17 protein-coding genes are annotated in these 23,545 nt (G+C 73.5%); 10 read left to right on the top strand and 7 right to left on the bottom strand.

All coding sequences use genetic code 11. The features are described 5' to 3' along the window. Window positions 1-128 precede the first annotated feature (128 nt). Window positions 129-1,568 (top strand): NAD(P)/FAD-dependent oxidoreductase, encoded by a 1,440-nt coding sequence (locus tag HUT19_RS09710; RefSeq protein ID WP_176180073.1) that lies wholly within the window; start codon window positions 129-131, stop codon window positions 1,566-1,568. A 161-nt stretch (window positions 1,569-1,729) separates the two neighbouring features. Here HUT19_RS09710 and HUT19_RS09705 read toward each other — a convergent pair whose 3' ends face one another. Continuing rightward, window positions 1,730-2,212, bottom strand: a complete 483-nt coding sequence (locus tag HUT19_RS09705; protein WP_176180072.1) for a DUF456 domain-containing protein — start codon at window positions 2,210-2,212, stop codon at window positions 1,730-1,732. Window positions 2,213-2,298: 86 nt separating this feature from the next. Between HUT19_RS09705 and HUT19_RS09700 the strand changes: the two genes are divergently transcribed. Both HUT19_RS09700 and HUT19_RS09695 read left to right on the top strand, forming a co-directional pair. After that, window positions 2,299-3,855 carry a protein phosphatase 2C domain-containing protein gene (locus HUT19_RS09700; protein WP_176180071.1) on the top strand — a complete coding sequence of 519 codons (1,557 nt, stop codon included), beginning with the start codon at window positions 2,299-2,301 and terminating at the stop codon, window positions 3,853-3,855. 75 nt (window positions 3,856-3,930) lie between these two features. Then, window positions 3,931-5,673, top strand: a complete 1,743-nt coding sequence (locus tag HUT19_RS09695; protein WP_176180070.1) for a pyruvate dehydrogenase — start codon at window positions 3,931-3,933, stop codon at window positions 5,671-5,673. A gap of 2 nt (window positions 5,674-5,675) precedes the next feature. On the opposite strand, the gene HUT19_RS09690 is transcribed toward HUT19_RS09695, so the two are convergent. Both HUT19_RS09690 and HUT19_RS09685 read right to left on the bottom strand, forming a co-directional pair. Further along, entirely contained in the window at window positions 5,676-5,858 is a 183-nt protein-coding gene (locus HUT19_RS09690) for a hypothetical protein (RefSeq protein WP_176180069.1), read from the bottom strand. 374 nt (window positions 5,859-6,232) lie between these two features. Then, window positions 6,233-9,382: a glycoside hydrolase family 38 C-terminal domain-containing protein gene (locus HUT19_RS09685; RefSeq protein WP_176180068.1), complete on the bottom strand. Its 3,150-nt coding sequence runs from the start codon at window positions 9,380-9,382 to the stop codon at window positions 6,233-6,235. A 228-nt stretch (window positions 9,383-9,610) separates the two neighbouring features. Here HUT19_RS09685 and HUT19_RS09680 point away from each other — a divergent pair, with 228 nt between their 5' ends. Beyond that, the gene (locus HUT19_RS09680) at window positions 9,611-10,030 is read left to right on the top strand and encodes an ATP-binding protein (RefSeq protein WP_254885504.1); all 420 of its coding nucleotides are present in this window, start codon (window positions 9,611-9,613) and stop codon (window positions 10,028-10,030) included. A gap of 112 nt (window positions 10,031-10,142) precedes the next feature. On the opposite strand, the gene HUT19_RS09675 is transcribed toward HUT19_RS09680, so the two are convergent. Beyond that, window positions 10,143-11,318 (bottom strand): DUF2637 domain-containing protein, encoded by a 1,176-nt coding sequence (locus HUT19_RS09675; protein WP_176180066.1) that lies wholly within the window; start codon window positions 11,316-11,318, stop codon window positions 10,143-10,145. 218 nt (window positions 11,319-11,536) lie between these two features. Next, a complete protein-coding gene (locus HUT19_RS09670) occupies window positions 11,537-12,406 on the bottom strand; it encodes a (2Fe-2S)-binding protein (RefSeq protein WP_176180065.1) in 870 nt (289 codons plus the stop codon). 120 nt (window positions 12,407-12,526) lie between these two features. Between HUT19_RS09670 and HUT19_RS09665 the strand changes: the two genes are divergently transcribed. Continuing rightward, window positions 12,527-13,216: a GntR family transcriptional regulator gene (locus HUT19_RS09665; RefSeq protein ID WP_176180064.1), complete on the top strand. Its 690-nt coding sequence runs from the start codon at window positions 12,527-12,529 to the stop codon at window positions 13,214-13,216. A gap of 602 nt (window positions 13,217-13,818) precedes the next feature. Here HUT19_RS09665 and HUT19_RS09660 read toward each other — a convergent pair. Further along, window positions 13,819-14,667, bottom strand: coding sequence for a hypothetical protein (locus HUT19_RS09660; protein ID WP_176186704.1), 849 nt, complete (start codon window positions 14,665-14,667; stop codon window positions 13,819-13,821). A 188-nt stretch (window positions 14,668-14,855) separates the two neighbouring features. Then, window positions 14,856-16,637, bottom strand: a complete 1,782-nt coding sequence (locus tag HUT19_RS09655) for a PucR family transcriptional regulator ligand-binding domain-containing protein (protein WP_176186702.1) — start codon at window positions 16,635-16,637, stop codon at window positions 14,856-14,858. 236 nt (window positions 16,638-16,873) lie between these two features. Here HUT19_RS09655 and HUT19_RS09650 point away from each other — a divergent pair, with 236 nt between their 5' ends. From HUT19_RS09650 to HUT19_RS09630, 5 genes are all read left to right on the top strand, one after another. Further along, window positions 16,874-17,764: a xanthine dehydrogenase family protein subunit M gene (locus HUT19_RS09650; protein WP_176180063.1), complete on the top strand. Its 891-nt coding sequence runs from the start codon at window positions 16,874-16,876 to the stop codon at window positions 17,762-17,764. Continuing rightward, a complete protein-coding gene (locus tag HUT19_RS09645; protein WP_176180062.1) occupies window positions 17,755-18,348 on the top strand; it encodes a (2Fe-2S)-binding protein in 594 nt (197 codons plus the stop codon). The genes HUT19_RS09650 and HUT19_RS09645 overlap by 10 nt, the downstream gene beginning before the upstream one ends. 2 nt (window positions 18,349-18,350) lie before the next feature. Next, the gene (pucD, locus tag HUT19_RS09640; protein WP_176180061.1) at window positions 18,351-20,759 is read left to right on the top strand and encodes a xanthine dehydrogenase subunit D; all 2,409 of its coding nucleotides are present in this window, start codon (window positions 18,351-18,353) and stop codon (window positions 20,757-20,759) included. A gap of 92 nt (window positions 20,760-20,851) precedes the next feature. After that, window positions 20,852-22,282: an NCS2 family permease gene (locus tag HUT19_RS09635; RefSeq protein ID WP_176180060.1), complete on the top strand. Its 1,431-nt coding sequence runs from the start codon at window positions 20,852-20,854 to the stop codon at window positions 22,280-22,282. Between the two features lie 24 nt (window positions 22,283-22,306). Continuing rightward, complete coding sequence (locus HUT19_RS09630; RefSeq protein WP_176180059.1) at window positions 22,307-23,488, top strand: XdhC/CoxI family protein; 1,182 nt, start codon at window positions 22,307-22,309, stop codon at window positions 23,486-23,488. Window positions 23,489-23,545: the final 57 nt, after the last annotated feature.

Raw genomic sequence — 23,545 nt, 5'->3', positions numbered from 1 at the left:
GCCGCCGCCGTACGACAGAACGGCCCGGGATGCCGATTCGGCTGGCTCTGCGCGGTAACTCGACGCCAGGATGGCCCCAGCGCCACACGGTCGATCACACCGCCGGTTTCGGCAGAGAGCGGGTTGCGATGAACGACGCCATGGACGAGTACGACGTCGTTGTCCTGGGCGCGGGCCCGGTCGGTGAGAACCTGGCCGACCGCACCCGTGCCGCCGGGCTCTCCACGGCCATCGTGGAGAGCGAGCTGGTCGGCGGTGATTGCTCGTACTGGGCCTGCATCCCCAGCAAGGCGCTGCTGCGCCCGGTCATCGCCCGCGCCGACGCACGCCACACCCCCGGGCTGCGCCAGGCGGTGGGTGGCCCGCTGGACAACGCCGCCGTGTTCACCCACCGTGACTCCTTCGTCTCGGACTGGAAGGACGACGGCCAGGTCGGCTGGCTGGACTCGGCCGGTATCGACCTGGTCCGCGGCCACGGGCGGCTGACCGCACCGCGCCAGGTCACGGTCACCGGCCCGGACGGACAGGAGCGCGTACTGACCGCCCGGCACGCCGTGGGCATCTGCACCGGAAGCCGGGCCGCCGTGCCGGAACTGCCCGGGCTCGCGGAGGCCCGCCCCTGGACCAGCCGGGAGGCGACCAGTTCGTCCACGGTGCCGCGGCGGCTGGCCGTGGTGGGCGGCGGGGTGGTCGCCGTCGAGATGGCCACGGCGTGGAACGCCTTCGGCTCCGAGGTGACCATGCTGATCCGCGGCTCCGGGCTGCTGGAGCGGATGGAAGCGTTCGCGGGCGAGCTGGTCGCCGAGGCGCTGACCGAGGCAGGGGTGAAGATCCGCACCGGTACGTCGGTCACGGGTGTACGGCGGGACGGCGCGGACGGACCGGTGACGCTCACCCTCGCGGACGGGGAGACCGTCGAGGCGGACGAGGTTCTCTTCGCCACCGGCCGCGCACCGCGCACCCACGACGTGGGCCTGGAGACGATCGGGCTGCGGCCCGGGAGCTGGCTGGACGTGGACGACACCCTCCGGGTGCGCGATGTGCCCGGCGGCTGGCTGTACGCCGCGGGCGATGTGAACCACCGCGCACTCCTCACCCATCAGGGCAAGTACCAGGCCAGGATCGCGGGCGCGGCGATCGGCGCGCGGGCGCAGGGCGTGCCGCTGCTGGAGACCGACCGCTGGGGCGCGCACTCCGCCACCGCGGACACCGCGGCCGTGCCGCAGGTGGTCTTCACCGACCCGGAGGTGGGCGCGGTCGGGCTGAGCGCTGCCCAGGCCGAGGCCCAGGGGCGCAGCGTGCGGGTGGTCGACTACGACCTCGGCCAGGTCTCGGGCGCGGCGCTCTACGCGGACGGCTACCGGGGCCGGGCGCGGATGATCGTCGACCTGGACCGGGGCCATCTGATCGGGGTCACCTTCGTGGGCCCCGGGGTGGGGGAGCTGTTGCACTCGGCCACGGTGGCGGTGGCGGGCGAGGTGCCGGTGGAACGACTGTGGCACGCCGTTCCGTCGTTCCCGACGATGAGCGAGATCTGGCTCCGGCTGCTGGAGGCGTACCGCGGCTGATCCGTGCCGTCCGGGGGAGTGCGGCGGTGCGGCAGGGTGTGGTGGCTCCCGCCGCACCGCGGGGTGAGCGCCGGGGCGCCCTCGTTCACTGCCGTACGCCCCCGGCCTGTCCCCGTACGACCCTCGGCGGGGCTCCGTGGGTTCAGCGGGCTCCCGTGGGCTCAGTGAAGGACGACCGCCGTCAACCAGCCGCCCGCGACCAGCAGACAGGCGAACAGCTCCATCAGCACGCTGGTGCCGATCGCCCGCATCACCGTCTTCGTCGACAGCCACGCGTCCCCGTGCCCACCCAGCCGGTGCCGCTCCGCACCGTAGATCCCGGCCACGAAGCCGATGGGCGCGCCGATCACCGGAATCACGAAGAAGCCGACGATGCCCGCGATACCGGCCAGCAGGAACGTCCGGCGGGTGATGCCCGCCCCGCGCATCCGGCGGGCGGGCAGCAGCCATTTCACGGCCTGGTCGAGCAGCAGCAGCCCGGTCGCCCCGGCCAGCAGGGCCCAGGCCGGGCCGGTCTTCTCGGTCAGCGACCACCACACCACCGCGGCCCACACGATGACCGGACCCGGCAGGCCCGGTACGACCACGCCGACCAGGCCCAGCAGCATGACCAGGCCGCACAGGACCAGCTGCCATGTCGCCATGTCCCCAGGCTGCCGGAAGTGACGGCCGGACGCCCGGGGACCGCGGCGTGGTGTTGCCGTGAAGCCTCCCTGTGGACAATGTGGGGATGAGCCAGCAGGGGGACAAGCACGGTCACGAGGACGACTGGTGGGGCGAGTTGTACGACCCGCGTCGGGCCGACGCGGGACCCGCCGCTGCGACGGACTCCGTCGACGACCGGTTCGACTCGGCCGCCCGCACGCTCGGCTGCCGCCCCGGCGGCGGTGCCGGGCAGCGGCCCACCGCGGGGGCTCCGTGGGGGCCGCGGGAGGAGCCGGGCGGTGCCGCACCGGGCCCGGATGCCGCCGAGGGAGGTGGCCCGCAGGGGTGGCGATCTCCCGGCGGCGATGAAGGGCCCGGCGCCGCACCGCCCTCTCCCCCGCGTACCGCCACGCCCTCTCCCGCGCGTACCGCCACGCCCCCTCCGGCCCGGCCCAACCCGGCCTCTCCCGCCCGGCCCAACCCGGCCTCTCCCGCCCGTGCCGAGCCGCCCTCCTCCGCCCGTACCGCCCCCGCCGCCGCCCCCGGCTCCGGCGCCTCCGCCGCCACGGCCCCCATCCCCTCGCCCGTCAGGCCCTCCGCCCCGGATCCGGCCCCGGCCGGCACGCCCCCCGCCGACCCCGCCCGGCCCTGGCGCGCCGCCGTGGCCGGGTTCGTCGGAAGCGGGCCGCCCACCTACGAGGCCGAGCCGACCACCCTCCCCGTCGCCGACCCCGAGGAGCTCGGCGAGCTGGTGCCCGACACCGTGCTGGACGGTGCCCGCTACGGCACCTTCACCCTCCGGGCCGTCTCGCTGCGCGGCGACTCGGCCCGCTACCGCGGGGAGCCGCGGCGGGACGCGCTGCTGACGGCACGGTTCGGGACCGGTGACGGCGCCCTGGTCCTGGTGGTCGTGGCCGGTGGGGTACGGGCGTCCCCCAGGGCGCACCAGGCCGCGCGCGAGGTCTGCGAGTGGATCGGCGGAGCGGTCGGCCGCAGCCGCGTCCGGCTGACCGAGGACCTGCACACCGCCGACCGCGGCGCCCTCAAGTCCGGACTGCACCGGCTGACCTCCCGCGGCTACGGCCGCCTGCGCGCCCGCGCCATCGCACTCGGCCTGGACGCGGCCGAGTACACCGCCTCGGTGCGCTGTCTGCTGCTGCCCGCCCATCCGGCCTGCCGCACCCGGGTGTTCTTCGGTGTCGGCGGGGGCGGGCTGTTCCGGCTGCGCGAGGGCGGCTGGCAGGACCTGGAACCCGCGCCGGGGGAGGGGGACACCGTGGGCGGGCCGGTCCTCGGCCACGGCGACGGGCGTCCGCCCGCGAGCGCGCCCCCAGAGGGGGACGGCGACGGCCCGGCCGGACCCGCACCGGATCCGGCCCCCACCGGTGACACCCCGCCCGACGCCCCTGCCGGTGGACCGTTCCTCTTCCGCGCCTCCGTCGCCCGTCCGGGCGACACCCTGCTGCTCTGCGGTGAGGGCCTCGCCGATCCGCTGCGCGGGGAGGCCGCGCTCGCCGACCACTTGGCCGAACGCTGGGCCGGGGCCGAGCCGCCGGGGCTCGCCGCGTACCTCGCCGACGCCCAGACCCGGGTGAAGGGCTACGCCGACGACCGTACGGCGGTGGCCGTCTGGGAGGCGTGAGCGCGTCGTCCATGGGTTGATGGTCAGGGGTGTGCGAACCCCGGCAACCCCAGGGCGGAAGGAACGAGGCGCGCGATGGGCAAGCAGACGGTGGCGGAGCAATGCGTGGACATCCTGGTGCGCGCCGGGGTGCGACGGCTGTACGGGGTGGTCGGCGACAGCCTCAACCCCGTGGTGGACGCGGTCCGTCGCAACGCCGCCATCGACTGGATCCAGGTCCGGCACGAGGAGGCCGCCGCCTTCGCCGCGGGCGCCGAGGCCCAGCTGACCGGCACCCTCGCGGCCTGCGCGGGCTCCTGCGGCCCGGGAAATCTGCACCTCATCAACGGGCTCTACGACGCCCACCGCTCGATGGCCCCGGTCCTGGCCATCGCCTCGCACATCCCCAGCAGCGAGATCGGCACCGGCTACTTCCAGGAGACCCATCCCGACCAGCTGTTCCGCGAGTGCAGCCACTACTGCGAGCTGATCTCCAGCCCCCAGCAGATGCCGCGCGTCCTCCAGACCGCCGTCCAGCACGCGATCGGCCGCGGCGGGGTCAGTGTGGTCACCCTGCCCGGTGACATCGCCGCCCGCCCGGCCCCCGAGCGCGCCGAGGAACACGCGCTGGTGACCTCCCGGCCCACCGTGCGCCCGGGCGACGCGGAGATCGACGAGCTGGCGCGGATGGTGGACGCGGCGGACCGGGTCACGCTCTTCTGCGGCAGCGGCACCGCCGGGGCGCACGACGAGGTGATGGAGTTCGCCGAGCGGGTGAAGGCCCCGGTGGGCCACGCCCTGCGCGGCAAGGAGTGGATCCAGTACGACAACCCCTACGACGTGGGCATGAGCGGGCTGCTCGGCTACGGCGCCGCGTACGGGGCCACCCATGAGTGCGATCTGCTGATCCTGCTGGGCACCGACTTCCCGTACGGCGCCTTCCTCCCGGACGATGTGACGACCGTGCAGGTGGATGTGCGCCCCGAGCATCTGGGCCGACGCTCCAAACTGGACCTCGCGGTGTGGGGCGATGTCCGCGAGACACTGCGCTGTCTGACGCCGAAGGTGCGCCCCAAGACCGACCGCCGCTTCCTGGACCGGATGCTGAAGAAGCACGCGGAGGCGCTGGAGGGCGTGGTCCGGGCCTACACCCGCAAGGTCGAGAAGCACGTCCCCATCCACCCCGAGTACGTGGCCTCGGTCCTGGACGAGGAGGCAGCCGATGACGCGGTCTTCGCCGTTGACACCGGGATGTGCAACGTCTGGGCCGCCCGCTATCTGACCCCCAACGGCCGCCGCCGGGTGATCGGTTCGTTCACCCACGGTTCGATGGCCAACGCGCTGCCGCAGGCGATCGGCGCCCAGTTCCTGGACCGCCGCCGCCAGGTGGTGTCGATGTCCGGCGACGGCGGATTCACCATGCTGATGGGCGACTTCCTCACCCTCGTCCAGTACGACCTGCCGGTGAAGGTGATCCTGTTCAACAACTCCTCGCTCGGCATGGTCGAACTGGAGATGCTGGTGTCGGGGCTGCCCGCGTACGGCACCACCAACCGCAACCCCGACTTCGCGGCCCTCGCCGAAGCGGCCGGGGTCTACGGGGTCCGGGTGGAGAAGCCCAAACATCTGCGGGCGGTACTGCGGGACGCGCTGCGGCGCAAGGGGCCCGCGCTCGTGGACATCGTCACCGACCCCAACGCGCTGTCCATCCCGCCGAGGATCAAGGCGGAGATGGTGACCGGATTCGCACTGTCGGCCAGCAAGATGGTGCTGGACGGGGGCGTCGGCAGGATGGTGCAGATGGCCCGTTCCAATCTGCGCAACCTGCCGCGGCCCTGACCTCACCCCGCCGCCGGTGTCTCACCGGCCGTGCCGCGAGGGGTGCCCCACTGCGGTGTCGGCGGCTGGGTCGTGGGCTTGGTGATGGGCTTGCCCTTCGCCCAGTCGCGATAGCCGCCCTTGAAGGGGGCGTGGCCGAACCGCGTCAGATATCCGGTGTGCCGCACCGGGACGCGGAAGGTCACCTATCACGAGCTTCTTGCCGGTCATCGCCTCCGTCACGGATGCGGCCACCCGCTCCTGGGTACCGGGCGGCGGTGCGTCGTCGCCCGAGGACCAGGCTCTGAGCGCGACCAGGGCGACGACGGTCAGAGTGGCGGCGACGGCCGAGGCGCCGATCTGGAGCGTGCGGAGCCGCCGGGTCGTGGGCGGGCGGCCGGTCGGAGGCGGGCCCGGGGGACGACGGCGTCCCAACGGCCACCGGTGCCGCCGGGTTCGAGTGCTCCGCCGCCCTCGCCGCCGCCCAGCGGAGCGCCGACGACGAGGAACATAACGTGTGATGAGACGGCACGACAGTGAGTCGGACGATGTGGGGGAGATCGCCTGTTCGGGCGCTGCCCTACCCGGACACCGGCCGCAGCCGCAGGGTGAGGATCTGGTGCGGCCGCAGGGCCAGGCTCAGCCCGCCCGCACCGGCCGCCGCGGGACGCAGCGGACGCTCCAGCAGATCCGTCACCTCCGCCCGTGTCACCGGGAAGCCGGTGACCAGGGTGCCCGCCGCCCGGCCGCCGTGCGATTCGTAGAGCCGCACCACCACATCGCCGCTGCGGTCCTCGGCGAGTTTGACCGACTCCACGGTGATCGCCGGATTGTCCACCGAGACCAGGGGTGCCAGGGCCGGCGGACCGGAGGGCAGTGCACGCAGCGGCAGGTTCAGCGCCAGACCCCCGGCCACCGCGTCCCCCACCTCCGCGCCCGGCAGCAGGGCGTAGCGGAAGTGGTGGGTGCCGAGGTCGGTCTCCGGGTCCGGACTGTGCGGGGCGCGCAGCAGCGTCAGCCGTACGGTCGTGCCCAGCACCTGGCGCTCGTCACCGTCGCCGTCGGGCACCGGGTGCACGCTGCGGGTCACATCGTGGCCGTACGTCGAGTCGTTGAGCAGCGCGGCCCCGTACCCGGGTTCGGCCACCCGCAGCCAGCGGTGGGCGCAGATCTCGAACCGGGCCGCGTCCCAGCCGGTGTTGGTGTGGGTGGCGCGGTCCACATGCCCGAACTGGATCTCCGCGGTGGACACCCGGGCGTGCAGGTCCAGCGGGAACGCCGCCTTGAGGACCTTCTCCGACTCCTGCCAGTCCACCTCGGTGGCGATGTCGAGACGGCGGCTGCCCGCGGCCAGGGTGAGGTCCTGGACCACCCGCGAGGCGCCGAACGAGCGCACCACCCGCACCGTGGCGCGCAGCGGTCCGGACTCGGTCAGCTCGACGTGCTCGGCCTCGGTGAGGTCGGTGCGGGTGCGCCGGTAGTGCCGGTCGATGTCCCAGGCGTCCCACTGGTTGGGGTGGTCGGGGTGCAGCTGGAGGAGGTTGCCGCGGGCGCCGGGGGCCAGCACCTCACGGCCCGCGTCCAGGTCCAGCACCGAGGTCAGCAGCCCGTCGGCGTCGATGGTCACCCGCAGCCGGTCGTTGTCGAGCACGATGCGGTGGCCGTCGCTCAGCGCGGTCACCCCCGGCTCGCCCGGGGTGGCGGCGGCCGGAAGCGCCGCGGCGCCCAGCCCGGCCACCCGCACCGGCACCGCCGTCAGCCCGCCGCCCAGCGGCTGGGAGGGGGTCTCCGGCGGAAGGGCGGCGGCGGTCTCCGCGTCCACCACGGCCACCTCCTCGCGTTCGTACGGCGAGGCGTTGAGCACCGCGGGACCGCCGCCGCCCAGCGCCGTCACCGCCGTCGCGACGATCCCCTCCAGCTCCGCGAACACCCGCTGGTAGGTCTCGCGCGCCTCGCGGTGCACCCAGGCGATCGACGAGCCGGGCAGGATGTCGTGGAACTGGTGCAGCAGCACCGTCTTCCAGATCCGGTCCAGGTCGTCGTACGGATAGACATGGTCCGGCGCGTGCAGCGAGGCCGCGGTGGCCCACAGCTCCGCCTCCCGCAGGAGGTGCTCACCGCGCCGGTTGCCCTGCTTGGTCCTGGCCTGCGTGGTGTACGTGGCGCGGTGCAGTTCGAGATACAGCTCGCCGGACCAGACCGGGGCCTTGGCCCCGTACTCCCGCTCGGCCTCGGTGAAGAACACCGACGGCTTGTGGATCTCGACCTTCGGCGAGCCCTCCAGCGAGGCGAGCCGCCGTGCCTTCTCCAGCATCTCGCGGGTGGGTCCGCCTCCGCCGTCGCCCCAGCCGAAGGGCACCAGCGAGCGGGTGGCCAGGCCCTTGTCGGCGAAGTTGCGCTCCGCGTGGGCCAGTTCGCCCGCGTGGAACTGGGCGTTGTAGGTGTCCACCGGCGGGAAGTGGGTGAAGACCCGGGTGCCGTCGATGCCCTCCCACCAGAAGGTGTGGTGCGGCATCTTGTTGGTCTGGTTCCACGACAGCTTCTGGGTGAGGAACCACCTCACCCCCGCCAGCTTCGCCAGCTGCGGGAAGGCGGCCGTGTAGCCGAAGGAGTCCGGCAGCCAGATCTCCTGGGTGTCCACCCCGAGCTCCTCGAGGAAGAACCGCTTGCCGTGCACGATCTGCCGGGCCAGCGCCTCCCCGCCGGGCATATTGGCGTCCGACTCCACCCACATCGAGCCGACCGGTGCCCAGTTGCCGTCCGCCACCGCCTTCTTGATGCGCTCCCAGATGTGCGGCTGGTGCTCCTTCACCCACGCGTACTGCTGCGCCTGGGAGCAGGCGAAGACCAGCTCGGGGTAGTCGCCCGCGAGCGCGGTGACATTGGCGAAGGTGCGGGAGGCCTTGCGCACGGTCTCGCGCAGCGGCCACAGCCACGCCGAGTCGATGTGGGCGTGTCCGGCCGCCGAGACCCGGTGGGCGCTGGCGTGCGCGGGACGGCTGAGCGCGTCGGCCAGTTCGGCGCGGGCGGCGGCCGCGGTACCCGGCACATCGTGCAGATCGAGGGCGTCGAGCGCGTTCTCCAGGGCGCGCAGGATCTCATGGCGGCGCGGCCGGTCCGCGGGCAGTTCGCGCATCAGCTCCGACAGCACCTCGATGTCCAGCACCAGATGCCAGACCTGTCCGTCGAGCACGGCCAGATCGGCCGACGCGAAGCGGTACAGCGGCCGGTCCCCGGCGGTCAGCACGTCACCCAGGTTCGTCGGCACAAAACCGTCGCGCAGCACGGCCGGGTTGGCGGCCGCCTCCAGCAGCAGCCGCACCGGTTCGCCGCCCTCCGCGGGGGCCGCGACGGGGATGTGGCGGTTGCGCGGATGGATGCCCTTCAGCGGCACCCCGTGGACGTCGTACACCAGCCCCTCGGCCTGGAACCCCGGCCCGTCACCGCTGAAGCCGGGGTCGATGACGGCCTCGACCCGGCGCCCGGCCCACTCCGCCGGGACCGCGCCCTCCAGCCGGAACCACCAGGTCGACCAGGGGCTGCCCCAGTCCGTGCCGGTCTCGAACCGCTCGTACGGGGCCTCCAGCGCCTCGCCGACCGGCACCGGTTCACCGGGCGCCCGCCAGGCGAACAGCGCCAGCGGCACCCGCTGCGGATACTGGGCGGGCCGGATGAACTGGTTCAGCGCCCGGTCCAGGCGTCCTTCCACCAACAGTCGGTCGTCGTGCATCACGGCTCCTCGAGCTCGGCGCTGAGCGGATCACTCCCAACAGTTCCCTCGGTGTGTGGGCCGCAACACGCGGGCATGCATTTCCGTGAGCGTGTTCGACGGCAATCAACGCTGGACGCCCGCCAGGGGCGGCCGGGGCGGGGGAGGATGAAGCGTCAGCGTGTACGGCCGGGCCGGCTGCCGGTCGGCCGGCCGGATCCGAGGGCGAAGGCTGCGGAGGCTGTCCAGGTGGAGCGTGGCCCGGTCCTCAGCAAACGATTGGCGCGGGACGAGCTGGCCGCGGTGGCGGAGGTCCGGGCGGAGCTGCGGGAGATGCTGCGGCGCTGGGGCGGACCGGGCCGGGCCGATCTCGCCGAACTGCTCATCAGCGAGCTGGTGACCAACGCGCTGGTGCACACCGGCCGCGGGGCCCAGGTCACGGCCGCCCTGGGGGACGGGCCCGCCGCGCGGGTCGCGGGCCGATTACGGGTGGAGGTGCGGGACTTCGACGCCCGCCATCCGACGCTGCGGGCCCGCCCTCCGGAGGACGCCACCTCCGGGCGCGGGCTGCTGCTGGTGCACTCGCTCGCGGACGCCTGGGGCGTACGGACCCACGGGGTGGGCAAGGCCCTGTGGTTCGAGCTGGAGGCCGACGGCCTCGTGGAGTGACGGCGTGCTGATCGCGGGCGGACGGCGTGCGGACGACGGCGGGCGGACGACGCCGGGCGGGACGACGGCGGCGAAGTGCCCCGCCGACGCCGTCGCCCGTCCGCGTCGTCGCTCAGCCGAAGGCGCGCTCGATCTGTGCCAGCTTCTCCTCGAGGGAGTCCAGCCGGGGGATGGTGAGGGTGTCGTCCTCGGCGGTGAGGTCGACGGTGCGGGGACGGTCGGCTTCGGCGTCCTTGTCCTTGTCCTTGTCCAAGGCCCAGTCCTGGTCACCGAAGCCGAAGCTGAAATCCCGGTCGCGGTCCCAGTCCTCGCTGTCGCCGTCACCGACCGTCGCGGACTGGAGGGCGGGACGGGCGGAGGACGTGGACAGCCGCGCCTGCTCGGCGTTTCCCACCGGCTCCAGCACCTTGTCGGCTAGGGCAGGCTCCGAACTGAGCTGTGCGGGCCGGTCGGTGGCGACGGAGACGTCCACCTGACGGCCGCCGCGGCGGCCCCATGCCCGGTGCTGCCGGTTGAGCGCGCGGATCCGGGCCCGGTCCAGCCTCTCCTGCTCGCGCTCGCGCTTGCGGTTGCTCTCCTTCTCGCGGCGGTCCTCACGGACCTCCTCGACCGCCTCGTCCAGTGTCCGCACACCCTCCAGCAGCATCAGCGACCAGGCGGCGAAGGTCTCACGGGGAGCGCGCAGCCAGCGGACGATACGGATCTGCGGCAACGGCCGTGGCACCAGGCCCTGTTCGCGCAGTGCCGAGCGGCGGGTCTGCTTGAGCGCGCGGTCGAAGAGGACCGCGGCCGACAGCGACATGCCCGCGAAGAACTGCGGGGCGCCCGCGTGGCCCATACCGCGCGGTGCGTGCACCCAGTTGAACCAGGCCGCGGCGCCCGCGAACATCCACACCAGCAGACGCGAACCGAGCGCCGCGTCACCGTGGCTGGCCTCGCGCACCGCGAGCACCGAGCAGAACATGGCGGCGCCGTCGAGGCCGAACGGGACCAGGTACTCCCAGCCGTCCGAGAGCGCCAGGTTCTCCCGGCCGAAGCCGACCAGACCCTGGAAGGAGAGCGCGGCGGCCACCCCGGCGCAGCAGAACAGCAGCACGTACGAGGCCATCCCGTAGATGGCCTCCTTGCGCCGGCGGCGCTCCTCGCTGCGCTCCCAGGAGTCCGTGGGGCCGCTGTCCGTCTTCTTGTCGTTGCGACCGCGGGCGAGGACCACCACCGCCCCCACAACACCGAGGAGTGCCACGAGGACGGGCAGGGCCCAGCCCAGCGATATGTCGGTCAGTCTCATCCGGTGCCCCTTGCCTCGCTTCCGTGAAGTTCTGGCCGCAGTGCGGCCTACACGCGCGACATCCTGGCGGACTCCGGCCCGGCATCGAGCGGTTTCCGGACAAGAGGCCGCCAAGTGGGCGGGGGGACACGCGGATAGGTGCGTTACGGTTCGAACGCTCGCTCTGTGCAAGCGGCTTGATTCTATTCACGGAACCCGGTGGCGGGTAATCCGAACGGTCAGTTCGCGGCCCGGCTCGCGATCCGCTCAGCGTCGGCGGTGCGCGGACAGGTCGCACACGGCTCCTCCGGCCGCAGGGTGGAGAAGAGGCAGCAACTGGCCCGGCTCCGGGTGACGGTCGGCCCGCCCTCGGCCCCGGCCGTCGCGCGGAACGCGGCCCCGGCCGGATAGGGATCGCCGGGTCCCGGCAGCAATGCCGTCAACTCCGCCACCGCTCGCGGCTCTTCGCCCAGAAGTCCGCCGACGTGCCACAGCCCCTCGGTGATCTCGTCCGCCGCCATCCGCCACAGGGCGCGGATGCCGCGGCGCATCCGTGGCCGGAACGCGTCGAGCACCGGGCCGAGGTGTTCGGCCGCGGCCGTCCGGAGCCCGGCGCGCAGCGCCTCCTCGTCCGCGACGGGGCGGGCGCCCGGCAGCACGGCCGCCGGATCGTCCGGCAGACAGGCGAACTCGCCCGTGCGCACCGCGATCCGGCCCCGCGTCCGGTGGTACGACACCTGGCCGACCGTCAGCCGTGGCACCCGGCGGCGCAGGAACCACGGCACGGTGAACAGCAGACAGATGTGCCAGGCGTAGCGGTGCAGCCCGAACCCGGCGATCACATCGGGCCGGGCCCGCTGGCCGTAGTCGCGCGCCACCTGTGCCTCGTCCCAGGCCAGATAGGCGTCGAGCGCGGGTCCGCCCGCGGCGAGGTCCGCCGCGTGGACCCAGCCCGCGCCGGTGGGCGGCACCGTGCCGGTGGTGACCGTCACCGCGCAGGAGGGCAGCGCCTCCGCCAGCCGCCGGTACGCGCCGAGCAGCGCGTCGGTGGGGGCGGGGCCGGTGCGGACGGGTTCGGTATGGAACGGGCGGAGCGGGGGCACGGACATGCGGGACCGCCGATTCGCGAGGCACGGAGTGAGGTTAGCCTCACTTTACTTGATGTTATCCGGGCTTTGACCTCACGCGGCGGCCGCATATCGTTTCGATGGCATGTCAGGAGGACCCGAGTGGAGCAGGCCAAAGCGGAGGCGGCAACGGAGCCGCTGCCCTCGTCCGGTGTGCCCGCGGCACGCCCGTCCCCCCGGCGCCACTCCGTCCGTGGACAGATCCTGGACGCGCTGCGGGACGCGCTGGTCGGCGGTGACCTGACCCCGGGCGAGGTCTACTCCGCCCCGGCCCTCGCCGAGCGCTTCGGCGTCTCGCCCACCCCGGTGCGGGAGGCGATGCAGCAGCTCTCGGGCGAGGGTGCCGTCGAGGTGGTGCCCAACCGCGGCTTCCGGGTCGCCCGCCGCACCGAGCGCGAGCTGGCCGAGCTGGCCGAGGTCCGTGCGCTGCTGGAGGTCCCCGTGATGCTCGGCCTGGCCCGGGCCATCGCGCCCGAGCGCTGGGCGCTGCTGCGGCCCTTCGCCGAGGCCACGGCGGCCGCCGCCGCCAAGGGGGACCGGGCCGCCTATCTGGAGTCCGACCGCACCTTCCACCAGAGCGTGCTGAGTCTGTCCGGAAACCAGCAGCTGGTGATCGTCGCCGACGAACTCCACCGCCGCGCCCAGTGGCCCCTGGCCTGCGGCCGCCCGGTCCGCACCGCCGACCTGGTGGCGGACGCCGCCGAGCACATGGCCCTCCTCGACGCCCTGGCCGCCCGCGACCTGGACGTCGTCGAATCCCTGGTCCGCGAACACTTCACCAGCGGCGCCTGACCGGCCTGCGGCCGGTGCGGGCGGTGGGGCCGCACCGGCCCCACCCGCCGCGCCCGGGGCGCCGCGGGACCCCGCCCGATGGCCGGGGCCCGGCGTATCGCTCCGGGTTCCTTCCCCGGCACGCCGGGCCCGGACCGGCCCGTCGGTTGTGCGTCCAACGGACGAGGCGTGCCTGTCCCGCCTGGGGCGGCTGGTCGCCGGGCGGGTTCACGGCGACGAGGCGCGCCGTTACGCCCGCGGGGCGGTCTGGGGCGGCGCCTCGGACGGGCGCCCGCTGGCGCGCCCGCCGGGGTGAGAGCCGCGCGGCCGACATTCACCCGGGTGGCGCTCCCGAGGCCGGATCCGGTGAGGGTGAGGGTGTCCCCGGCCTTGCCCCGGTCGGTGCCGGTGGCCGCGTCGACCAGTGAGGTGAGAATCCCCGCCATGACCGTCCTCCGTGGTATGCCCGCTCGGCCACCGCACCGGGCCGCCCGGTGAGGCCGATTAAAGCAATCGGGTGACGGCGCCCGCGGCGTGTGGTCGGCGGGCGGGTGCCGGGCGGACGGGGGTGCCGGGCGGCCCCCACGGATCGCCCGGCACCCGGGCCGCCCACCCGTGGTGTGTCAGGGGCGGTGGCCGTCGAGGGGTGGTTCGGTGTGGCCTAACTGGTCGGCGAGCCACACCGGGACGCCGCCCAGCAGTCGCACCAGGCGGCCCGCCTCCGTGCGCATCCGTTCGGCCTCCTCCGGGTCCGTCTCCACATCGGCCAGGGCGGCCAGGGCCGGGGCGATGCCGACCAGGTAGCCCAGCTCCTCCCGGATGCGGAGCGATTCGGCGAAGCCGTGCCGGGCCTGGGGGAGGTTGCCCTCCTCCTCGGCCATGGCCGCCAGGTGACGCCAGGTGAACGAGGTCAGCAGGACGTCGCCGTGGGCCGCCGCGCCCGCGTGGGCACGCTGGAAGGCGGCCTGGGCGCCGGTCGGGTTGTGGGCGAGGTGCTGGGAGATCAGCCCGCGGCGGAAGTCCAGCAGTGGGCGGGTGGGGGAGCCGGGCGCCAGCAGTGCCGCGGCGCGGCCGAGCGCGGTGCGTGCCTCGTCGGCGCGGTCGCGGACGCTCAACAGGGTGGAGGCGTACGCGAGATAGCCGCGCTCGCACGCCGTGGCGCCCCGCTCGGCGTCGGTGAGCGCCAGCGCCTCCGCGGCGCGCAGCGCGTCCTCGGCCGCGTCCCACCCCGTGGAGGTGTACATGCACCGTTCGATCAGGACGACGCTGCGCTTGAGCGCGGCCGAGGCGTCGTCCCCGGCGTAGGGCGTGAGCAGTTCGGCGGCGTCCTTCCAGCAGCCGCGCGAACGCAGCCGCCAGACAGCCGTGTCGAGGGGGGTGTCCCCGCGCCCCGCCAGTACCTCGGAACGTTCCTCGGAAGGTACCCCGGCGGGTACCTCGGAATCGGAATTTGACGATCCAGGTGGTGACATGGCGGTGTCCGCCACATTGCCCTCCCCAAGCGCGCCATCGAGCCGGAAGCCGTGAGGCGAATCTCAGCATGAATGCGCGGGCGGGCCAAGAGGTTGGTGTGAACGAATTCACAAACCCCTGACCGGGGCGGTGGCTTTCAGGCGCATCGGTGGGGCGCGGGAGTGCGCACGGGGCTCGTGGGAGTTCGTCAGCTCATGCGCAGCGCGAGGAAGAAGTCCAGTTTGTCCTCGAGCCGGGACAGTTCGCGTCCGGTCAGCTGCTCTATCCGGCCGACCCGGTAGCGCAGGGTGTTGACGTGCAGATGAAGCCGCGCCGCACACCGCGTCCACGACCCGTCGCATTCGAGGAACGCCTCGAGGGTGGGGATCAGTTCGGCGCGATGGCGGCGGTCGTACTCGCGCAGCGGGTCGAGCAGCCGGGCGGTGAAGGCGCGGCGGACGTCGTCCGGGACGAAGGGGAGCAGCAGGACGTGGGAGGCCAGCTCCTGGTGACCGGCGGCGCAGACCCGGCCGGGGCGGGCGGCCGCGACCCGGCGGGCGTGCCGGGCCTCCTCCAGGGCGCCGCGCAGCCCGTCGGCGGAGGGGACGGCGGCGCTCACCCCGAGGGTCAGCCGGCCGTCGCCGTCCAGTCCGCGGGAGAGCGGCTCGCGGACGGCGGCGAGCAGCGCGTCCGCGTGCAGCCCGGCGTCAAGGGCGGGGCCGTTCGCACCGGACCCGTGCGCGCCGGAGCCCGCCGTCGAGGAGTCGGCGGCGTCCGGCGGTCCGTCCGGGTGCGCCGGGAGCGGTACGAGCGCCACCGCCTCCTCACCGGTGTGCGCCACGGCGATCCGGTCCGAGGGCTCCGGCCCGGTCGCGTCCGGATCGACCAGGATCTCCTCCAGCAGCGCCTGGGCGACCGGCCCGCCGGACACGCCGCCGCCCGCCGCGCCGCCCGCGGACGTCTCCTGCCCGTCCTCCCCGTTCGGCCCGGTGAACCCCCACTCCACCCGGGCCACCACCACCTGCCAGTGCGGCGCCGAGCCGAGTCCGGGGAGCAGCACGGGGGCGGCCACCCGCAGCCGGGCCGCGATCTCGGCGGGCGGGGCGCCCGTCTGGACCAGCTCCAGCACCTCCTGGGCCAGCCGTCGCCGCACCGTACGTGCCGCGTCCCGCCGGTCGCGCTCGACCGCGATCAGCTGGGTGACCCCGTGGAGCAGATCGAGCCGCTCCTCCGGCCAGTCGCCCGCGTCCGCGCCGACCGCCAGCAGCCAGTCGGACAGGACGGTGTCACGTACGTCCGCGGACTCTCCGCTGCGGATGGCGAAGAGGGAGTAGGTGGCGCCGTTCGCCGCGGTGACCCGGTGCGGGCCGCGCCGCCCGGTACGCCGTGCCGCGAGATGTTCGCCCGCCAGCTCGGCCCGGATCTCCGGCGGCAGCTCCGGGGAGGGGGCGGGGGCGCCCGGGCCCGCGATCCGGCGGCCGGTGGCGGAGAGCACCCAGGCGGGCAGGTCGAGATCGGAGCCCAGCAGATCGAGGACCACGTCGGGGCCGCCGCCCGCGGGGCCGGACGTCATCATCCGCCGGTGCCGGTCCACCACCGCCGCGAGGTCCCCGGCCCGCTCACCGGAGACCTGGCGCACCACATGTTCGGTGATCGACGCGAACGAGACGTCCTCGACCACCGAGAACAGCGGCAGCCGGTGCCGGGCGCAGGCCAGCACCAGATCCTCGGGCACCGCGCCGAGCTCCGCCTCGCCCGCCGCCAGCCCGGCCACCCCGGCGGCCGTCAGGATCCGTACGAACCGCTCGGAGTCGTCCGGCTCGCGGCGCCAGGCCAGCCCCGTGAGCACCAGTTCGCCGCCGGACAGATAGCGGCTGGGGTCCCGCAGATCGGTGGTCATCACGCCGCGGACGGTGCGGTCCAGCTCGTCCTCGCCGCCGAGCAGGCGCAGGCCCAGGACGTCGGTCTCCAGCAGTGCGCGCAGCCGCATGGTGATGCCAGCCGATCTTGTTCTTGTCACCGGTCGAATACCGCGAGGTTTCCACCCCTCGCTGTTCGTTCGAATCTACAAGACCGGGCCGCTGGCCAGCCAACTGCTTCATGCCTTCGGTGACTGCACCAGGTGGCCCACACGTCGGTCTACTGGCGATGAGCCGCGTGCACATTCTTGGGGGAGCCGGGTTGCCGTCCTCCCGCCCCCACCCGCTGACCCGAGAAGAGAGACCCATGGACTTTCTGCGCCCCGCCGGGTGGCGGGAGGCGCTCGCCGCGAAGGCGGAGCATCCCACGGCCGTGCCCATCGCGGGCGGCACCGATGTCATGGTCGAGATCAATTTCGATCATCGGCGGCCCGACTGCCTGCTGGATCTGAACCGTATCGGCGAGCTGGCCGAGTGGGAGGTCGGCGAGCGCACGGTCCGGCTGGGCGCCGGTGTCCCCTACACCCGGATCATCGAGGAGCTGCGGACCGAGCTGCCGGGTCTCGCGCTCGCCTCGCACACCGTGGGCTCCCCGCAGATCCGCAACCGCGGCACGGTCGGGGGCAACCTCGGGGCCGCCTCGCCCGCCGGGGACGCCCACCCCGCGCTGCTGGCGGCGGGTGCGGAGGTCGAGGTGGAGTCGGTGCGCGGCACCCGGCTGATCCCGGTCGAGGAGTTCTTCACCGGGGTCAAGCGCAATGCCCTGGAGCCCGATGAGCTGATCCGGGCGGTGCACATCGAGAAGGCCGACGGACCGCAGCAGTTCTCCAAGGTCGGCACCCGCAACGCCATGGTCATCGCGGTGTGCGCGTTCTCCGTGGCGCTGCATCCGCGCACCCGCACCGTCCGTACCGGCATCGGCTCGGCCGCGCCCACGCCGATCAGGGCACGGGAGGCGGAGCGGTTCCTGACCGCCGCGCTCGCCGACGGCGGCTTCTGGGACAGCGGCGCCGTCATCACCCCGTCGATCGCCCGCCGGTTCGCCGAGCTGTGCTTCGGCGCCTGCAATCCGATCGACGACGTCCGCGGCAGCGCGGCCTACCGCCGCCACGCGGTGTCGGTGATGGCCCGCCGCACGCTGGGCTGGACCTGGGAGGCGTACCGCGAGGGGAACGGGAGGACCGTACAGTGCGCGTGAATTTCACGGTCAACGGGCGGCCCCAGCAGGCCGACGACGTCTGGGAGGGCGAGTCCCTGCTGTACGTGCTGCGTGAGCGGATGGGTCTTCCGGGCTCCAAGAACGCCTGTGAGCAGGGCGAATGCGGTTCCTGTACGGTCCGTCTGGACGGTGCCCCGGTCTGTGCGTGCCTGGTCGCGGCCGGTCAGGCCGAGGGGCGCGAGGTGGTGACCGTCGAGGGCCTGGCGGAGTTCGCCGAGCGGCGCGGCGCCGCCGCGTCCGGCGGTGCCACCATCGCGTCCGGCGGTACGGAACAGACCTCCGGCACCGGTCTCGACGAGGCCCGGCGCCGGCAGCCCCGCCCCGGTGGCAGCGCCCCGCTGGCCCCCGTCCAGCAGGCGTTCATCGACGCCGGGGCCGTCCAGTGCGGCTTCTGCACCCCCGGACTCCTCGTCGCCGCCGATGAACTGCTGGAGCGCCACCCCGACCCGTCCGACGCCGACATCCGCGAGGCCCTGTCCGGCAATCTGTGCCGCTGCACCGGCTACGAGAAGATCCTCGACGCGGTCCGCCTGGCGGCCGCCCGCACCAGGGAGGAGGGCTGACCATGGGAGCCGGTCCCACCCCCGGAAGGATCACCCAGACCAGCAGCGCCACCAGGGGCGCCATCGGCGAGTCCACCCTGCGCCCCGACGGCACCCTGAAGGTGACCGGGGAGTTCGCGTACTCCTCGGACCTGTGGCACGAGGACATGCTGTGGGGCTTCACCCTCCGCAGCCCGTACGCCCACGCCGAGATCCGGTCCATCGACACCGCCGAGGCGCTGGCCGTGCCCGGGGTCCACGCCGTGATGACCCACGACGACCTCCCGGCCGCCACCCACTACGGGCTGGAGATCCACGATCAGCCCGTGCTCGCCGAGGGCCGCGTCCGCTACCACGGCGAGGCCGTGGCCATCGTGGCCGCCGACCACCCCGAGACCGCCCGCCGCGCCGCCGCCAGGATCAAGGTGGTGTACGCGGAACTGCCGCCGGTCGTGGACGAGGCCACCGCCACCGCACCGGACGCGCCCGTGCTCCACCCGGGCCGTGCCGACCACCACGCGAGCCATGTCCCGCACCCCAATATCGTGCACCGCCAGCCCGTCCGGCGCGGCGATGTCGTCGCCGCCCGGGCCCGGGCCGATGTGGTGGTCCGCCGCGACTACGAGGTCGGCATGCAGGACCAGGCGTTCCTGGGGCCGGAGTCGGGGCTCGCGGTACCGGCCGAGGACGGCGGGGTCGACCTCTACATCGCCACCCAGTGGCTGCATGTCGACCGCGACCAGCTCGCACCGGTCCTGGGGCTGCCCGCCGACAAGGTACGGCTGACGCTGTCCGGCGTGGGCGGCGCGTTTGGCGCCCGCGAGGACCTGTCGATGCAGGCGCACGCCTGTCTGCTGGCACTGCGCACCGGCCGCCCGGTGAAGATCGTCTACAACCGCTACGAGTCGTTCTTCGGCCATGTCCACCGGCATCCCGCCAAGCTCACCTATGAGCACGGCGCCACCCGCGACGGCCAGTTGCTCTACGTCCAGTGCCGCATCGTCCTGGACGGCGGGGCGTACGCCTCCTCCTCCCCGGCGGTGGTCGGCAATGCCGCGTCCCTGGCGATCGGCCCCTACGTCGTCGACAACGTCGACGTCGAAGCCATCGCCCTCTACAGCAACAACCCGCCCTGCGGCGCGATGCGCGGCTTCGGTGCCGTCCAGGCGTGCTTCGCCTACGAGGCGCAGATGGACGCCGTGGCGCAGGAACTCGGCCTGGACCCGGTGGAGTTCCGGCAGCGCAACGCCATGTCCCAGGGTGCCGTGATGCCCACCGGACAGGTGGTGGACTCCCCGGCGCCGGTGGCCGAACTGCTGCGCCGCGTCAAGGCGATGCCGATGCCGCCCGAGCGCCCGGGGGTCCCCCCGGACGGAGTCTGGGGGAGGCTGGCCGCCGACCGGTCCACCGATGTCCGGGCACTGCCGGGCGGCCTGTCCAACACCACCCACGGCGAAGGGGTGGTACGCGGCGTCGGCTATGCGGTCGGCATCAAGAACGTCGGCTTCTCCGAGGGGTTCGACGACTACTCCACCGCCCGGATCCGGCTGGAGGTGATCAACGGCGAACCGGTGGCCCTGGTGCACACCGCGATGGCCGAGGTCGGCCAGGGCGGCGTCACCGTGCACGCCCAGATCGCCCGTACCGAACTGGGCGTCGGCCAGGTCACCATCCACCCCGCCGACACCCAGGTGGGCTCGGCCGGTTCCACCTCCGCCTCCCGTCAGACGTATATGACCGGCGGCGCCGTCAAGCACACCTGCGAGGCGGTGCGCGAGGAGGTGCTGCGGCGCGGCCGGGAGCGGTTCGGCTCCTGTCACCCCGCGTGGGCCACCGCCGGACTGCTGCTGGAGGGAGGCAAGGTGGTCACCGACGGCGGAGAGGTGATCGGCGATCTCGCCGAGATCGTCGGCGATGAGCCGGTCGAACTGGAGCTGGAGTTCCGGCACCGCCCCACCGAGCCGTTCGACCTGGAGACCGGACAGGGCTTCGGCCACGTCCAGTACTCCTTCTGCGCCCACCGCGCGGTGGTCGAGGTCGACATCGAACTGGGCCTGGTCAAGGTGATCGAGCTGGCCGCCGCCCAGGACGTCGGCAAGGCGCTCAATCCGCTCTCCGTCGTGGGCCAGATCCAGGGCGGCTCCACCCAGGGGCTCGGCCTCGCCGTCATGGAGGAGATCGTGGTCTCCGAGGGCGCCCGGGTCCGCAACCCCTCCTTCACCGACTATCTGATCCCCACCATCCTCGACACGCCGACCATCCCCGTGGACGTCCTCGAACTGGCCGACGACAACGCCCCGTACGGGCTGCGCGGGGTCGGCGAGGCGCCCACCCTGTCCTCCACCCCGGCCGTCGTGGCCGCCGTCCGCGCGGCGACGGGCCTCCCCCTGAAGCGGGTCCCGATCAGGCCGGAGCATCTGACGGGCTGCTGAACCCCCCCCATCACCACCAGCCGGGCCGTCCCCCGGGTCGTGGATGCCAGCGCACCATCCCAACCCCCTATGACACTTGGGAGTGGCACCGCATGACCCAGCACGCCATCAAGCCACCGACCGCCCCGGAGGGAACGGCCCGCCGGTCCCGTCTCGACCGGTACTTCCTCATATCCGACCGTGGATCCACCCTCGCCCGGGAGATCCGCGGCGGCGTCACCACCTTCATGGCGATGGCGTACATCCTGCTGCTCAACCCGCTGCTGCTGTCCGGCGAGGACGCCCAGCACCACACGCTCGCCCAGAGCGCGCTGATCACCGCCACCGCGTTGGCCGCCGCCGTCTCCACCCTCCTCATGGGCTTCATCGGCAAGGTGCCGCTCGCGCTCGCCGCCGGGCTCAGCGTCTCCGCCGTCCTCACCGGCCAGGTCGTACCCCATATGAGCTGGCCGCAGGCGATGGGGATGTGTGTGCTGTACGGGACGGTGATCGTGCTGCTGGTGGTCACCGGGCTCCGTGAAGTGATCATGAACGCGATCCCGCTCGCCCTCAAACACGGGATCACCATCGGCATCGGAATGTTCATCGCCCTGATCGGCCTGGTCAACGCCGGTTTTGTGGGCAAGGGCGCACCCGTGACGCTCGGGGTGGAGGGACAGCTCGCGGGCTGGCCCGTACTGATCTTCTGTGTCACCCTGCTGCTGATCTTCATGCTCCAGGCCCGTGAGGTGCCGGGCGCGATCCTCATCGGCATCGTGGCCGGAACCGTCCTCGCCGTCGTGATCAACGCGGTGGCCGGGCTCGACCCCGAGGCCTGGGGCGGGCGCGCCCCCGAGCTGCCCTCGCACGCCGTCTCCTCCCCGGACTTCAGCCTCTTCGGACAGGTCGAGTTCGGCGGCTGGTCCGAGATCGGCGGGATGACGGTCGGCATGATCGTCTTCACCCTGGTACTGGCCGGGTTCTTCGACGCCATGGCGACCATCATCGGCGTCGGCACCGAGGCGAAGCTGGCCGACGAACGCGGCCGGATGCCGGGGCTGAGCAAGGCGCTGTTCGTGGACGGCGCGGGCGGTGCGATCGGCGGTGTGGCCGGGGCCAGTGGCCAGACCGTCTTCATCGAGTCCGCCACCGGCGTCGGCGAGGGGGCCAGGACCGGGCTGTCCAGCGTGGTCACCGGACTGCTCTTCGCCTGCGGGCTGTTCTTCACCCCGCTCGCCCAGATCGTGCCAGGCCAGGTCGCGGCCGCCGCCCTCGTGGTCATCGGCGCGATGATGATGCAGAACGCCCGCCATGTGGACTGGGCCGACCGCTCGGTGGCCGTCCCGGTCTTCCTGACCGTCGCCCTGATGCCGTTCACGTACTCCATCACCGCCGGGGTCGGCGCGGGCGTGATCGCCTACACCGCGATCAAGGCCGCGCGGGGCAGATATCGGGAGCCCGGCGTGTTCATGTGGATATTGACGGCCGTATTCGTCATCTACTTCGCCCTGAACCCGATCGAGCACTGGCTCGGGGTCCGATAGCGGCCGCACAAGGAGCTGATCACCATGCTGGACATCGCTGCCGAACTGCACCACTGGTGCCAGGAGGGGCGTGACTTCGCCGTCGCCACCGTGGTGGCCGTCCGTGGCAGCGCCCCGCGGCGGCCCGGTGCGGCCCTCGCCGTCGACGCCGACGGCACGGCCCTCGGCAGCGTGTCCGGCGGCTGTGTGGAGGGCGCGGTCTACGAACTCTGCCAGGAGGCGCTGGGCACCGGCCGACCGGTCCGGCAACGCTTCGGCTACTCCGACGAGGACGCCTTCGCGGTGGGCCTGACCTGCGGCGGGGTCATCGACGTCCTGGTCACCCCGGTTCCCGCGGCCGACCCCGCACTGCGCCCGGTCCTCGCCGCCGCGGTCCGTTCCGCCGCGGCCGGTGGCGAGCCGACGGCGCTCGCACGGATCGTGGACGGCCCGGACGGGCTGCTGGGCCGCGCCCTGCTGGTCCGCCCGGACGGGACGTACGAGGGCACCCTCGGCGGCCCGGCGGGCGCCACCGCGGCCGACCGGGCGGCGCTGGACCGCACCGCGGCGGGGGAGGCGCGCGCCCTGCTGGACGCCGGGCGGACCGCGAGCGTGGTCATCGGCGCCGAGGGCAGCCGCTGCGGCCGTCCGGTCACCCTGCTCGTCGAGTCCGCCGTGGCCCCGCCCCGCATGATCGTCTTCGGGGCGATCGACTTCGCGAGCGCCCTGGTGCGGATCGGGAAGTTCCTCGGCTACCACGTGACGGTCTGCGACGCCCGTCCGGTCTTCGCGGCGGCCCACCGCTTCCCGGAGGCCGACGAGGTCGTCGTCGACTGGCCGCACCGCTACCTCGAGGGGACCGAGGTGGACGCCCGGACCGTGCTGTGCGTCCTCACCCACGACGCGAAGTTCGACGTCCCGCTGCTGGAGCGGGCGCTGCGGATGCCCGTCGCCTACGTCGGGGCGATGGGCTCCCGCCGCACCCACCTGGACCGGCTGCGACGGCTGCGCGAGGTAGGCCTGGGCGAACGGGAGCTGGCCCGGCTGCGCTCCCCGATCGGGCTCGACCTCGGCGCCCACACGCCCGAGGAGACGGCGTTGTCCATCGCGGGGGAGATCGTCGCCAGCCGCCGGGGCGGCACCGGGGTGCCGCTGACCGGAGCGCACACCCCCATCCACCACCCCACCGACCGGGCGGCCGCGGACCGGATCGGGTCGGTCGCCTGACGTTCATCCGATCTAAGGCCACTCCTGGGCGGGAAACCGGTACGGCCACCTGGCCCA

Source organism: Streptomyces sp. NA02950 (genome assembly GCF_013364155.1).
In the GTDB taxonomy this organism is placed as follows: Bacteria; Actinomycetota; Actinomycetes; order Streptomycetales; family Streptomycetaceae; genus Streptomyces.
This window is presented reverse-complemented; position numbering and strand designations above follow the sequence as displayed.